This is a genomic window from Xanthomonas maliensis, from assembly GCF_009192945.1.
In the GTDB taxonomy this organism is placed as follows: Bacteria; Pseudomonadota; Gammaproteobacteria; order Xanthomonadales; family Xanthomonadaceae; genus Xanthomonas; species Xanthomonas maliensis.
This window is the reverse complement of record NZ_NSET01000027.1, coordinates 39,564-53,444: the sequence shown is the minus strand read 5'-3', so window position 1 is coordinate 53,444 and position 13,881 is coordinate 39,564. Positions and strand designations below refer to the sequence as shown.

Genomic DNA, 13,881 nt, shown 5'->3' with positions numbered 1-13,881 from the left:
GCGGGAGAAGGTGCCCGCAGGGCGGATGAGGGCCGGCCAGGCTCAGTGCTGCGCCTGGATCGCCTCGCTCAGTGCAAAGATCCGCCCGGCCTCGCGCCACTTCTCTCCTGGCGCGCTGCCCGGCAGCGGCTTTTGAAACCGCCACATCAAGTCTTCCCACGCCTGGATACGCGGATCGGCTGCATCGCGCGCCGCTTTGGCGGCGGGGTCGTAGTGCTCGCTCACCTCCATCAGCATCACCAGCCGGTCGCCGCTGCGGAAGATCTCCAATTCCAGGATGCCGGCCTGCTGCAATGAGGCCACCACTTCCGGCCAGACCTGATCGGCCCGATGCCAGCGCTCGTATTCGGCGATCAGCGCCGCATCGTCATGTAGATCCAGCACATAACACAGCCGCGGCATGCTCAAGCCCTCGCAGGAATGGCGGCGCTGCGGTTGCGCAGCGCAAACAGCAGAATGACGGCAAAGCAGATGCCAGGCACCGCCATCGCCCAATGAATCCCGGCGACATCCGACACCGCGCCCATCACCGCCGTCAGCAGCGCGCCGCCAATGATCGCCATCACCAGCAGCGACGAGCCCAGTTTGCGGGCATCGTCATGCAACCCGTCCAGGCCCAGCGCGAAGATGGTCGGGAACATCACCGACATGAACAGGCTCGCGGCCACCAGCGCATACAGCCCGGTCCAGCCGGGCAACGCGATCGCCACCGCGCACAGCAGCAGGTTGATGGTCGCAAAGCTGGCCAGCAGGCGTGCCGGCGCGAGGTAACGCAACAGCGCAGTACCGATAAAGCGACCAGCCATGAACAGCACCAGCGAGATCGTCAGGTAGGTGGCTGCGGTCTTCTCCGGGGTGCCGGGCACCGCATCCTGCAGGTAGCGGATCAGATAGCTCCAGATGCCGACCTGGGCGCCCACATAGAAAAACTGCGCCACCACCGCAAACACGAAGCGGCGAGTGCGCAGCAGTTCGCCAAAGCGTGCGCGCCGCGGTGCAGTGTCGGCGCTGTCGTTGGTAGTGGGGAAGCGCACCACTCCGATCAGCAGCGCCCACAGCACCACCACCGCGCCGATGATCAGGTAAGGCGTCTGCACGGCGGCCGATTCGGCGGCGAAGAAGGCCTCGCGTGCCGCCGGCGCCATCGCCGCCAACTCTGCAGGCGTGTGTTCCACCCCGGAGAAGATGAAATGCTGGCCGACCAGCACGCCGGTGATCGAGCCCAGTGGGTTGAACGCCTGCGCTAGATTCAGCCGCCGCGCCGCGCCGTCGGCCGGGCCCAGCACGGTCACCAGCGGATTGGCGGTGGTTTCCAGAAACGCCAGCCCGCTGGCGATCACGAACAACGCCAGCAGGAACAGCCAGTAGGTATGCACCTGCGCCGCCGGATAGAACAGGAACGCGCCCGCGGCATACAGCAGCAAGCCCAGCACCACCGCGGCCTTGTAGCTATAGCGACGCATGAACATCGCCGCCGGCATCGCGAACACGAAGTAGCCCAGGTAGAAGGCGCTCTGCACCAATCCGGCCTGCAGGTCGCTGAGCTCGAACGCCTTCTTGAACTGCTTGATCAGGATGTCGTTGAGGTTGTTGGCCATTCCCCACAGGAAGAACAGGCTGACGATCAACAACAGGGGAACCAGGGCGGTACGCGCCAGGTTGCCGCGCGATGACGCGGCGGTGTCGCTGTAATGCATGCGGCCTCTCCCCTCCCAAGGCTGTGGCGCTTGCGTCTGTGCCGGGCGAGCGTACTGCGCGGCACCGCCGCATGCAAATATAAAAACTTTGTTTATATTTGCACGGCGCGTCAGCGTGTTCGCCCAGCCCGCTGGGCGGTTACGCTAGCGCGCCCACCGCCCGCTGCCGGACCGCCAACGGATGAGCACCGCTCCCACCAAATATCGCGCTCCGGCTCTGGACAAGGGGCTGGATATCCTCGAACTGCTCGCCCGCACGGGGGGCGGCATGAGCATGGGCGCGATTTCGCAGGGCGTGGGGCGTTCGCGTGGCGAGATCTTCCGCATGCTGCAGGTGCTGGAGGAACGCGGCTATCTGTTGCGCGACACCGATGGCAACTATGTGCTCACCAATCGCTTGTTCATGCTGGGCATGCAGCAGCCCCATGTGCAGAACATCAGCGAGGCGGCGTTGCCGGTGATGCGGCGGTTGTCCGACGCGATCTACCAACCTTGCCATCTGGTCGCGCCGTCGGGCGACCAGATCGTGGTGATCGCGCAGATGGACATGCCCAGCGACCTGGGCCTGGTGGTACGGCCGGGGCATCGTCGGCCGTTGACGCATTCCAGCTCCGGCCTGGTGCTGTTCGCCTTCCAGCAGCCGGAGGTGCAGGCGCGCTGGTTGGACATGCTCGATGCCAGCGAGGTGCCGTTCGAGCGCGAGCAGTTCCTGGCCGCCGCCGCACAAGCGCGTCGCGATGGCTACGCCATGCAGCCCAGCGAAGCGGTGGTCGGCGTGGTCGATCTGACCGCGCCAATCCTGCAACGCGGCAGCGCCACCTACACGCTCACGGTGCCCTTCATCGAGCGGCGCCCTGAGCTGGTTGGCATCAAGGCGGCATTGCAAGCCCTGTGTGCGGCCACCACCGAGATCTCCAGCGGGCTGCACTAGCCGCACGCAAACCGGGCCGCGCACGCTTGGCAAGCGCCTGGGAGCCGTCGGTGGCCCCTATACTCGGCGCGATCGATCAGGCGCGATGGCATGTCCAGTCTCAAGTTCGGCATGTGGAGCACCATCCTGCTGCTTGGTAGCGCACATGGCGTGCTCGGAGCGAGCCTGTTGCTGTTGACGCCGGTCAATCGCGCCGCCAACCGCTGCCTGGCAGCACTGCTGTTGGTCGTGGTGGCGCTGATCACGCCTTACACGCTCGGCTATGCCGGCGCCTACGATGCCTACCCGACCCTGACCTACGCCCCGCTGTTCTGGGAACTGGCCATCGGGCCGCTGATATGGCTCTACGTGCGCCAACTGGCACGCCAGCAGCTGCCACCGCGCTGGGCGCTGCATCTGCTGCCGGCGCTGTTGCAAGGGGCTTACTACACCTGGCTGTTCACTTGGCCGCTGCAACGCAAGTGGGCCTGGACCGCCACCGTCCATCTGCCCTGGGTCGCCCCGCTGCAAGATGCCTTGGTGCTGGCCTCGCTAGCGCTGTATTTGCTGCTGGCCTGGCGCGACTATTTGGCCTATCAACGCTGGCTGGAGCATCACAGCGGCGCGCGCGAGGAACTGCGGTTGCCCTGGCTGCGCGGCTTTTTGCTGGCTGCCTCGTTGCTGGTGGCATTGCGGCTGGGCTTCACCGCCAGCGACCGCCTGTGGCATCGCCTGTCCTATTTCGACGAGTTTCCGCGCTATCTGGCCACCGTTGCCCTGGTCTACTACCTGGGACTGGAAGGCTGGCGACACGCCCGCACGCACTACCCGCGCCGCGATGCGCCGCAGGTGCTGGATGTACCAACCCCTGCGGCCGACCCGGCAGCGGCTGTCGCCCCACCGCCTGCGGCCGCGGAGAAGGATTGGCAGGCGCTGGGGCAGCGCGTGGCTGCCGAGGTCAGCGCGCACGGCTGGTGGCGCGAGCCCGACCTCAGCCTGGCCGCGCTGGCGCGCCGCATCGGTACCAACAGCAATTACCTGTCGCGTGCGCTCAATGAGGGGCTGGGACAGACCTTCAGCGCCTTCATCAACGCGCTGCGCATTGCCGAAGCACAGCGTCTGCTGACTGGCGACCGGGACATTCTCGCCATCGCGCTGGCAGTGGGCTTCGGCTCCAAGGCCAGCTTCAACCGGGTGTTTCGTGCGCACGTCGGTTGCACACCCAGCGACTACCGGCGCGCGCAACGTCGCACATCGTGAATATCGCCCAGCAATTGGCCAGTTGAGTCGCCCGCTGCGATGCAGCCGGCGACGCTGGCGACTCTTGCCCAGGAGTTGCCATGCGCCCTCGTATCCGCCCTCACCCGGTGCTGTTGTGGTTCGTGCTGCTGTGGCCCACCTGCGTCGCGTGGGCGGCCCCACCAGCGCCGCCGTTGACCAGGGACAGTCGCCTCGCCGGCCCGGCGCTGCTGGCCGATATCGATGTGCTGCAACAGGCCTACGAGGGACTGCACCCGGGCCTGTACCGCTATGCGAGCGAACGGCAGGTCGCGCAACGCTTCGCCGCGCTGCGTGCCGAGCTGGCACATGGCGCCACGCTCGGCCAGGCCTATCTGGCCATCTCGCGCCTGACCGCCAGCGTGCGCTGCGGCCATAGCTTTCCGAATTTCGTCAATCAACCCGAGCCGGTCCGGCACGCCTTGTTCGACGACGACCTATCCTTGCCCTTTCGGTTCCGCTGGTTGCAGGGCCGGATGATCATCAGCCAGAACGACTCCGACCAGCCCGCCCTGCTGCCCGGTACGGAAGTGCTGACGATCGATGGCATTGCCGCCTCCCAGATCCTGGCGGCGCTGATGACGGTGGCACGTGCCGACGGAAGCAATGATGGCAAGCGCATCGCACAGATGGAGGTACAAGGCTTCGCACCGGTCGAGGCGTTCGATGTCTACCTGCCACTGCTGTTTCCGCAGTTGTCGGCCAGCCCGCTGCTGCGGGTGCGCGGGCCCGGGGCCACGCCTGAGCAAGAACTGCGGGTCCACCGGATCGGCGCGGCACAACGCAGCGCGCTGGCATCATCGCGTGGCGCCGACAGTGCGTCACCGGCATGGCATCTGGACCTGTCGGACCCGGACCTGGGCGTGCTACGGATGCCCACCTGGGCCGTGTACCGCAGCAACTGGGACTGGCAGGCCTTTCTGGCACGCAGTTTTGCCACACTAAGCGAACGCGAGATTCCCGCACTGGTGATCGATCTACGCGGCAACGAAGGGGGGCTGGATGTGGGCAGCGTCCTGCTGGGCTATCTGCCCGCAAGCGAAAACGCGCTGCCGCCGATGCGCGCACTGGTGCGCTACCGGCGGTTGCCCGATGCACTGGCGCCGTATGTCACCACCTGGGACACCTCCTTTCGCGACTGGGGCACGCGCGCGGTTGCCTACGATGCGCGTTTCTACAGCCTAACGCCCACACCCGACGCCGATGTTCCAGCCAGTGTGCCCACGCGCACGCCGCGCTACACGGGCAAGGTGTTTGTATTGATCGGCCCGGAAAACAGCTCGGCGACCTTCGCGTTCGCACAGCAGGTGCAATACGCCGGATTGGCCACCCTGGTCGGCCGGCCAACCGGTGGCAACCTGCGCGGCACCAATGGCAGCGCGTTCTTTTTTCTGCACCTGCCACACTCACAGATCGAAGTGGACGTGCCCTTGGTCGGGCAGTTTCCGACCAGCCCACAGCCAGATCGCGGCGTGTTGCCCGACGTGTCGGTCCAGCTCACCGCGCAGGATCTACAACACGGCCGCGATGCGGATATCGAGGCGGTTCGCGCGCTGCAGCGCGGTGATGCAATCCAACCGCAGCCACACCCGGACCCGCCCGCATAGCCAAGGCTATAAAGATCAGACCGACCTTCGCGTGCGTTCGCGCGCGTCCAAATGCGATCTTCCGTTGCTACACTGCGCGCCCCTTGGGGAGTAGCCGGCTTCCGTCACCGGAAGCGTCCGCGTCAACATACTCGGCCGATGCGCCGTGGCGCGGACAACCAGATCGGGTTTGGCGAGACCAGCGGCATGCGTGCACGACGATGGTTGGCGCGGGCGCATGCCGTTGCCTACGCCCAACCCGGGAGTGTCGATGTCTCCGTTATCCATCCTGTTGATCGGTTTTGCGATGTCCACCGATGCCTTCGCCGCAGCGATCGGCAAGGGCGCTGCGATGCGCAAACCGCGCTGGCGCGACGCACTGCGCGCCGGGCTGGTGTTCGGAGCCATCGAGGCGATCACGCCGGTGATCGGCTGGCTGCTGGGGCGCGCGGCGTCCAGCTATCTGGCCGCCTTCGATCATTGGATCGCCTTCGTCCTGCTCGGCGCGCTCGGCGCGCACATGATCATCGCCGGTCTGCGGCAGGCACCGGAGACCGAGCAGGAGCCGCCGCCAGCCAAGCGCCACGGTCTGCTGGCCCTGGCGGCCACTGGTTTTGCCACCAGCATCGACGCCATGGCGGTCGGGGTCAGCCTGGCGTTCCTGGACGTGCATATCGGCGTCGTGGCCGCGGTGGTAGGCCTGTGCACGCTGACCATGGTCACCGCCGGTGTGATGCTGGGACGCGCGCTCGGCGCGCTGATCGGCCGCCGGGCGGAAATCCTCGGCGGCGTGATCCTGGTGCTGATCGGCTGCGTGATCCTCTACGAACACCTGGGCGGCGCGGCCTGAGCGGCGCCAGCGAGCGCGGCGAGGCTCGCTGCATGCCGACGGCAATCGCCGTCAGCGCTTGGCGTCGTGATAGGCGCTCAGAAACGCGCGTAGCGAGGCCGGCTTGACCGGCTTGGTCAGCAGGCGATAGCCCCGCGCGCGTGCCAACTGCTTGAGTTCGTCACGTCCATCGGCGGTCAACAAGGCACCAGGAATCGGCGAGGGTGCGGCTGCCTGCACGGCATCGAGCGTGTCCAGGCCATCCAGCCGATCGTGCAGGTGGTAATCCACCAGCATCAGGTCCGGTCGCTCCCTGGCGCGTTCCAGCGCTTGATCGACGGTGCTGGCGGTGATCACCTCCACCTGCCAGCGACCGAGCAGGGCGCGCATGCCGTCGAGAATCTCGCGATCGTTATCCACGCACAGCACTCGCAGGCCGGCCAGCGAATCGTCGCCCGCTTGCGCGCGTGCGTTGGCGGTGGGCGCTGCGACGGTGGCCGCCGATACACGCGGCAGCAGGATCGAGAACATGCTACCGCGGCCGACCTGGCTGCGCACGTTCAAATCGTGATCGAGCAGGCGCGAGATGCGCTGGCAGATCGACAGTCCCAACCCCAGTCCCTGCTCGCCCCAATCGAACGGCTGCTGGTAACGACGGAATTCTTCGAAGATCTGCCGCAGATGATGTTCGGGAATCCCGGGACCGGTATCCCATACCTGCAGCTCGACCTGCGCGCCACGGCCACGCATACCCAGGACGATGCGTCCCTGGCGGGTGTAGCGCAGCGCATTGGCCAGGAAGTTCTGCATCACCCGGCGCAGCAGGCGGCGATCGCTGCGCACCCATAGCGGACGGGTATGCAGCTGTAGCCGCAGGCCGCGGGCAGCCGCCACCGGCGTGTACTGCGCGGCCAGCTCATGCATCAACGCACTCACGTCCAGATCCTCCACCGTCGGGCGCAATCCACCGGCATCCAGCCGCGAGACGTCGAGCAGGCCATCGAGCAGCTCCTCGGCCGCGCGCAACGAGGCATCCACGCGCTCGGCCAGGTGACGTTGCTCCTCGCTGTTGTGCTGGTGCTCGCGCAGCGCAGAGGCGAACAGTCGCGCAGCGTTGAGCGGCTGCAGCACATCGTGGCTGATCGCGGCCAGGAAGCGGGTCTTGGATTGCTGCGCCAGCTCGGCCTCGCGCGAGCGTTCGGCGACGCGCTGTTCGAGGTTCTCGTTGGCGTCCAGCAACGCGCGCTCGGCGCGCTTGTAGTCGGTGATGTCGTTGTAGCTGGTGACGTAGCCGCCGCCGGGCAAGGCCTGGCCGCGCATCTCGATCACCTTGCCATCGCTGCGCGTGCGCTCGAACACATGCGGCGAACCGGCGCGCATATGGCGGATGCGGCGATCGATCTGGTCCTCCACATCGCCCTCGCCCAGCTCGCCGCGCTCGGCGTTGTAGCGGATCAGATCGGCCACCGGGCGGCCGACGTAGAGCATGCCGTCCGGGTAACCAAACAATTGCTGGTAACGCCGGTTCCAGGCAGTCAAGCGCATCTCCGGATCGACCACGCTGACCGCCGCGCTGATGTTTTCCAGCGTGGTGGACAGGATCTCGCGGTTGAAGCGCAGCTCCTGGCCGGCCTCGTCGAGCACCGCCACCACTTCGCCCAGCTCCATGCCAGAGCCGCGCAACAGGCTGGTCAGCACCAAGCGTGCCGAGGCCGCACCGATGGTGGCCGCCAGCAGACGTTCGGTGAACTGCACCCACGCACGATCGGCCACCGCAGTCGGTTGCAGTTCGCGTTCCAGCAACTGGGCCTGGTCGGCGAAGGCGCGATGGGCGTGGCGTTCGCCAACCACCCGCTCGGCCAGTGCCTGCAGATCGGCTACCCGCACATGCCCCGGCCATTCGCCTCCCACCGCCGGGCGCTGCGCATAGGGATCGAGGAAGGGCGCGGCGCGCAAGCGCTCATCGACCCCGGGACGTCGACGCGCCGACACCACCATCATCGCGCCGGTGTTGATCAGCAGCGACCAGAAGGTACCGTGTGCGAGCGGATCCCAGCCGCTCATGCCGAACAACTGCTGCGGCTGCAGCCAGGCAATGCCGAACGGCCCATCCACCAGCCAGGACGGCTCCAGCCATCCGGCCTGGGTGGCCGCCGGCAACAGCAGCGTATAGATCCAGGTCAGGAAACCCAGCGCCATGCCGGTCTCCACGCCCTTGCGGCTGGCACCGCGCCAGTACAGCCCGCCGATCAGCCCGGGCGCGAACTGGGCCACGGCCGCGAAGGCCATCAGCCCATAGGAGGCCAGCGTGGCATCGTCGGCCACGCTGCGGTGGTAGCCGTAAGCGATCAGCGCCAGCAGCAGGATGGCCACGCGGCGGATCCACAGCACCCGCGAGGCCACCGCCGCGCGCGCCTGCGCGCTGCCACGCCGGCGCAGCAGCACCGGCATCACTAGGTCGTTGCTGACCATCGTGGCGAGCGCGATGCTGGCCACGATCACCATGCCGGTGGCCGCCGAGAAGCCGCCCACGTAGGCGACCAGGGCCAGCACGTTCTGGCCCTGGCTCAACGGCAGCGCCAGCACCATGGTGTCATCGGCGACCGCACTGCCCTTGCCGAACAGCGCCACGCCGGCCGAGGCGATCGGGATCACCATCGCCGAAATCACCACCAGATAGGCGCCGAACAGCCAGCGCGCGCGGCGAATGTCGCCAACCTCGCTGCATTCGACCACCGCCACGTGGAATTGCCGTGGCAGGCAGATCACCGCCAGGAAACTGAGCAGGGTCTGGGAGATGAAGCCGACCGAGGGGGTATGCACGAACAGCGCGCGTGCCGAGTCGACGATCTGCAACGGCTGCTTGGCCAACCACGACCAGGCGAACATGCCCACCGCCACGATCGCCACCAACTTGATCACAGATTCCAGCGCGATGGCCAGCATCATGCCGTGGTGATGCTCGGTGGCATCCACCTGACGCGTGCCGAACAGGGTGGCGAACAGCGCCATCAGCAAGGCCACGTACAAGGCCGGATCGGCCAACACCCCGCGGCCTGCGCTGGCATGCCCGGTCAGCACCTCCAGGCTCATCGCCACCGCCTTGTACTGCAACGCCAGGTAGGGAACGATGCCCACCAACGCAATCACCGCCACCAGCGCGGCCAGGCGTCGCGAACGGCCATAGCGCGAGGAGATGAAGTCGGCGATGGACACGGTGTTCTCGGCCCGGGCGATCAACGCCAACCGCTCGATGATGCGCCAACCGAACAGCAGCAACAGCAGCGGCCCCAGATAGATCGGCAGATAGCCCAGGCCATTGCGCACCGCCGAACCGACCGCGCCATAGAAGGTCCACGACGAGCAATACACCGCCAGGGCCAGGCTGTAGACGGCCGGCCGCAACCACGGCCGCTCCGGATACAACGGACGCCGGTCGCCCCACCAGGCCACCCCGAACAACAGCGCGGCGTAGCCCAGCGACACCAGCAGCAGGATCCAGCTCGAAACCAACGGTGTTCCTTGGCGGTCAGACCAACCGGGAGTTTACGCAGTGGTGGCTGGCAAGGGGCGATTGCGTCTGCCGGCAGGAGCAGTGGCACGGATCGTTCGGCGTTCGGCCAATGCGCCTGACCCACGCCTTGTCCGACGTGCCAGGCGGGCCATGGCGATCGATGACGCCCGCCACGCGCCGCCGACGACGACGATCGAGCGCGCGCGACGGCGGCGGCCGGCTCGGACGCTCACGCCGCCGCCCCGCTCGGTTACCACCTTCAACCCGGCAGCCGCACCTGCACCTGGTAGCTGCGGCCGGCCACCACCGCCGGCACCCGCTGATCGGCGCAGACCACACCGTCCACTTCCACTTCCACCGCCTGCCGGCCAGGCTCGCGCGTCAGCGTCACCTCGAAGCGCGCGCCGCGAAAGCGACGCACGGCGCGCGCTTGCGGCCAATGCGCCGGCAGCTGCGGACGGATCGCCAGGCCATCGCCGTCGCCCACCAAGCCGAACAAGCCCTCCAGCACGCAGCGGTAGACCCAAGCCACGGTGCCGGTGTTGAACAGCTGGCTGGAGCGGCCGGCGGTGCGCGGAAACTGGTGCCAGGCGCCGCGGTAGTAATTGGGCAGGTAGACCGGCAACTGGCCGCGTTGCAGCACGTCGGCGCGTCCGGGACCGGGCAGCATCGCGCGCAGAATCTCCCAGGCGCGGTCGGCCTCGCCGATCCGGTACAGGCTGTAGAGATAGAACGCGGCAGCATGGTTGTAGACCGCGCCATTCTCCGCCGAGCCGGGAAATTTCTGCGTCAGCCGGCCGACGTCGTCACGCATATGGGTGTAGGCCGGCGCCAGCATCACCGGGCCGTATGGGGTGTGCAACTGTTCGCGCACGGCCTCCAGCAGCGCGGCCCGCTGCGCGGCGTCGGCGGTACCGGCCAACAGCGCAAAGCTTTGCGGATTGAGGTAGATGCGCCCTTCCACGTCCTCGGCGATGCCGAAGCGCACGCCGTCGTCGGTGATGCCACGGGCGTACCACTGGCCATCCCATAGCTCGCGGTTGGCATCGGCATTGATGGCGTGGGCCGCCTGGGCGAAGCGCGTTGCCTGCTCTGGCCGGCCATGCGCAGCGCACAACTCCGCCCACAGCTTCAAGGCATAGGCGGTGGCGACGGTGAGCCAACCGGACACGCCCTTGCCGCGCCAGCCGACCATGTTCATCGGGTCGCACCAGTCGCCTTGGGCGATATAGCTCAGCCCGCGGGCGTCGCGCGCGTCCAGCAACCACTGCATCGCCGCATCCAGGCGCTCGGCGACCGAGCGCTGCTCACCCTCTTCGCTGCGCACCATCGCCTGCAGGATCGTGCTGTCGCCGGTTTCGGCCAGATACGCGCTCAGAAAGATCGGCAACCACACGCAATGGTCGGTATGCGGCACTTGGTTGATGTACTTCAGCTCCGCGCCCTCCACCAGCAGGATGCCATCGGGCATGGCGCCGCTGGCTTCCTGTTGCGAGAGCGCATGCAGCAACGCGGCACGCGCTGTGGCCGGCTGCAGGTAGGCCATGCCCATGTGGTCCTGCAGATAGTTGCGGGTCTGCGGATCGGTGGTCAGGCGATTGACGTCGCCGTGGTAGAACACCTGCCGCGGCAACCAGTGGTTGACCAGGTTGTCCAGCGCCGCGTCCGGGGTCTGGATCTCGATGCAGCCCTGACCACCTTGCAGATAGTCCGCATAACCGCGTGCCGCCGTGGCAAAGCCTTCGGCCGACAGATAGCGCGCGCGCAACGCGGCGATCTCGGCATCGTCGCGCGCCGGCCCGAAGGCGAAGCGATACAGCGCATCGGCCTGTGGCTGCAATTGCAGCCGGTATTGCAGCGCGGCGGCCGGGGTTTCGTAGTGGGCCGGAGTATTGCCCAGCTGGTCGGCCATGACCGCCGATGGTGCATGCAATCCGCCTTCGCCCTCGAACGCCATCTGCTGCGCATCCCAGGCCAGCGGTGCCTGCTCGTGCAACAGGAAGGTGCAGTCCTTGAAATCGCGCTGGCGAAAGTAGTCCTGCACTTTCTGGTAGGGCGCCACGCTGCGACAGACGATGCCGCCCAAGGCCGGCTCGTAGTCGCCAGCCTGGTGCATCCAGGACATGTAGCCGATCGGGAAGTACGGGTACAGACTGAGCCGACGCGTGCGTCCGGACAGATTGTGGACACGGCATTCCCACAGCTCCAGCGCATCGTCGGTCGGCAGTGCCACGCACAGTTCCACCACGATGTCGTCGTGGCGTACGCGCCAACGCACGTCGTGCTTGCCGGCGGAAAACTCGAACTGCTGCGGCGGCGCGCGCACCGGCTCATGCGGTACCGAATACAACGCGCCGGTCTCCTCGTCCTTCAGATAGAAGAAGCGCCCGGGGTGATGCGCGTAATACGGCTGCTCGGGCATCATGAAATTGCGCGCTTCCAGGATCGGGGCATGCGCGTATTTGGACGGCTCCGGCTGCATGAACTGCCCGGTCGCATAGCCGCGGCAGGTCAGCTGCAGCATCATCCGCCGGTTCCACAGAAAGCCACTGGCGTTGGGCATGGCAGTGGGACTGCGCAGCACATAGCGCGCGCCATCGGCGCTGGGCGCCAACAGGTCGGACAGATCCTCGGGCATATCGGAAGGCGATACGGACACGTCAGGGGGCCTCGGGTTCGTCGCGCTTGCGCGCGGCCAGGTCGTGCTGGATGCGGCGCAACAGGCCGTCATCGAGCGGATAGAAACGCATGGTCCAGGCAGCCAGCAACGCCACTGCGCCCGGGATGACCGTCAACAACAGCACGATGCCGGTCAGCGACACCTGCGACTGCGCGGTGTTGGCGACATACCCCATGCCGGCCAGCACCCAGGCGATACCGGCAGAAGCGAGCGCACCGCCAAGCTTCTGCGAGAACGTCGCCGCGGCGAAGGTCATCGCCGTCGCGCGCCGTCCGGTGCGCCACTCGGTGTAGTCGGCGCTGTCGGCGTACATCGAGAACGCCAACGGCGATTTCGGACCCAGCGCCAGGCCGATCAGCACGTTCAAGCCGAAGATCGCCCACACCGCATCGGCCGGCACGAAGAACATCGCGCAGCTCAGCACCCCGACCAGGGCCATCAGCCCCGCCATCAGGCGGCGCTTGTCCCAGCGCCGCGTCAACAGCGGCGTGATCGCTGCGCCTACCGCCAGCGCCACCGAATAGCTGCCCAAAAACAGCCCGGTCAGATCTGGGCGCTGCACGTAGTACTTGAGGTAGTACACACCGGTGCCGCCGCGCATGACGATGGTGACCATGATGATCAGCGACAACACGAACAACACGCACCACGGCCGGTTGCGCAGCAGGTCGGCGATGTCCTGGCGAATTGGCGTGCGCTGCTGCGGCGGTGGCTGCACGCGCTCGCGGGTGGTGAGCGCCACCGCCACGAACAGCGCCACCGCGACCGCGCCGTACACCATCATGGTGCGTTGCCAGCCATCGGCATCGTTGCCGCCACCGAGCCAGGCCACCAGATCCAGCGTGCAGTAATTGACCAGGGTGGTGCCGGCGAAAGCGCCGATGAAACGCAGGCTGATCAGGCTGGTGCGTTGCGCCCCATCGGCGGTGATCACGCCGGACAAGGCAGAGTACGGAATGCTCACCACCGTATAGGCGAGCATCATCAACAGGAAGCTGAGCGTCGCCCACCACATGCGCCCGTCCTGATCGAGCGCGGGCGTGGTGTAGGCGAGCACACCGGTCAGCGCCATCGGCACGGCGCCCCACAACAGATAGGGCCGGAACTTGCCCCAGCGCGTTCGCGTGCGATCGGCCAGCGCACCCATCACCGGATCGGCGATCGCATCGACCACCTTGGTCAACAGGATCATGGTGCCGACGGCCGCGGCCGGCAGGTGCATGGTGTCGGTGTAGAAAATCAGCAGGAACGCCGAGATATTGGCCCAGTACAGGTTCAGGCCAAGATCGCCGGAACCGTAACCGAGTTTTTCGCGCCAGCGCAGGGGCGCCGACGATGCAGACGTTGCGGATGGAGACGTCATCGGCCGCCCTTGGATGCGTTGAAC

Annotated in this window: 9 protein-coding genes and 1 riboswitch; of the genes, 4 read left to right on the top strand and 5 right to left on the bottom strand. The window is 66.9% G+C overall.

The window, feature by feature from the left end; genetic code table 11:
* Nucleotides 1–42 precede the first annotated feature (42 nt).
* Nucleotides 43–402, bottom strand: a complete 360-nt coding sequence (locus CKY51_RS09505) for an L-fucose mutarotase (RefSeq protein ID WP_022971228.1) — start codon at nucleotides 400–402, stop codon at nucleotides 43–45.
* A gap of 2 nt (nucleotides 403–404) precedes the next feature.
* Complete coding sequence (fucP, locus tag CKY51_RS09500) at nucleotides 405–1,697, bottom strand: L-fucose:H+ symporter permease (RefSeq protein WP_022971227.1); 1,293 nt, start codon at nucleotides 1,695–1,697, stop codon at nucleotides 405–407.
* Between the two features lie 181 nt (nucleotides 1,698–1,878).
* On the opposite strand from fucP, the gene CKY51_RS09495 reads away from it, so the two are divergent.
* From CKY51_RS09495 to CKY51_RS09480, 4 genes are all read left to right on the top strand, one after another.
* Complete coding sequence (locus tag CKY51_RS09495; protein ID WP_022971226.1) at nucleotides 1,879–2,628, top strand: IclR family transcriptional regulator; 750 nt, start codon at nucleotides 1,879–1,881, stop codon at nucleotides 2,626–2,628.
* 111 nt (nucleotides 2,629–2,739) lie between these two features.
* Nucleotides 2,740–3,867, top strand: a complete 1,128-nt coding sequence (locus CKY51_RS09490) for a helix-turn-helix domain-containing protein (protein WP_031338789.1) — start codon at nucleotides 2,740–2,742, stop codon at nucleotides 3,865–3,867.
* Between the two features lie 80 nt (nucleotides 3,868–3,947).
* The gene (locus tag CKY51_RS09485; protein WP_052172170.1) at nucleotides 3,948–5,492 is read left to right on the top strand and encodes a S41 family peptidase; all 1,545 of its coding nucleotides are present in this window, start codon (nucleotides 3,948–3,950) and stop codon (nucleotides 5,490–5,492) included.
* A gap of 79 nt (nucleotides 5,493–5,571) precedes the next feature.
* Nucleotides 5,572–5,733: riboswitch (yybP-ykoY riboswitch) on the top strand.
* Between the two features lie 9 nt (nucleotides 5,734–5,742).
* Nucleotides 5,743–6,321 (top strand): manganese efflux pump MntP, encoded by a 579-nt coding sequence (locus CKY51_RS09480; protein WP_022971223.1) that lies wholly within the window; start codon nucleotides 5,743–5,745, stop codon nucleotides 6,319–6,321.
* Between the two features lie 51 nt (nucleotides 6,322–6,372).
* On the opposite strand, the gene CKY51_RS09475 is transcribed toward CKY51_RS09480, so the two are convergent.
* The 3 genes from CKY51_RS09475 to CKY51_RS09465 form a co-directional block, all read right to left on the bottom strand.
* Entirely contained in the window at nucleotides 6,373–9,813 is a 3,441-nt protein-coding gene (locus CKY51_RS09475; RefSeq protein ID WP_022971222.1) for a hybrid sensor histidine kinase/response regulator, read from the bottom strand.
* A gap of 260 nt (nucleotides 9,814–10,073) precedes the next feature.
* A complete protein-coding gene (locus tag CKY51_RS09470) occupies nucleotides 10,074–12,452 on the bottom strand; it encodes a GH36-type glycosyl hydrolase domain-containing protein (RefSeq protein WP_022971221.1) in 2,379 nt (792 codons plus the stop codon).
* Nucleotides 12,453–12,474: 22 nt separating this feature from the next.
* Nucleotides 12,475–13,857 (bottom strand): MFS transporter, encoded by a 1,383-nt coding sequence (locus CKY51_RS09465; protein WP_022971220.1) that lies wholly within the window; start codon nucleotides 13,855–13,857, stop codon nucleotides 12,475–12,477.
* Between the last annotated feature and the right edge of the window lie 24 nt (nucleotides 13,858–13,881).

Bases quoted from the DNA above. Each gene is read 5' to 3' on its own strand.
- CKY51_RS09505 (WP_022971228.1), bottom strand. From the start codon at position 402: ATGCCGCGGCTGTGTTATGTGCTGGATCTACATGACGATGCGGCGCTG.
- fucP (WP_022971227.1), bottom strand. From the start codon at position 1,697: ATGCATTACAGCGACACCGCCGCGTCATCGCGCGGCAACCTGGCGCGT.
- CKY51_RS09495 (WP_022971226.1), top strand. From the start codon at position 1,879: ATGAGCACCGCTCCCACCAAATATCGCGCTCCGGCTCTGGACAAGGGG.
- CKY51_RS09490 (WP_031338789.1), top strand. From the start codon at position 2,740: ATGTGGAGCACCATCCTGCTGCTTGGTAGCGCACATGGCGTGCTCGGA.
- CKY51_RS09485 (WP_052172170.1), top strand. From the start codon at position 3,948: ATGCGCCCTCGTATCCGCCCTCACCCGGTGCTGTTGTGGTTCGTGCTG.
- CKY51_RS09480 (WP_022971223.1), top strand. From the start codon at position 5,743: ATGTCTCCGTTATCCATCCTGTTGATCGGTTTTGCGATGTCCACCGAT.
- CKY51_RS09470 (WP_022971221.1), bottom strand. From the start codon at position 12,452: ATGCCCGAGGATCTGTCCGACCTGTTGGCGCCCAGCGCCGATGGCGCG.
- CKY51_RS09465 (WP_022971220.1), bottom strand. From the start codon at position 13,857: ATGACGTCTCCATCCGCAACGTCTGCATCGTCGGCGCCCCTGCGCTGG.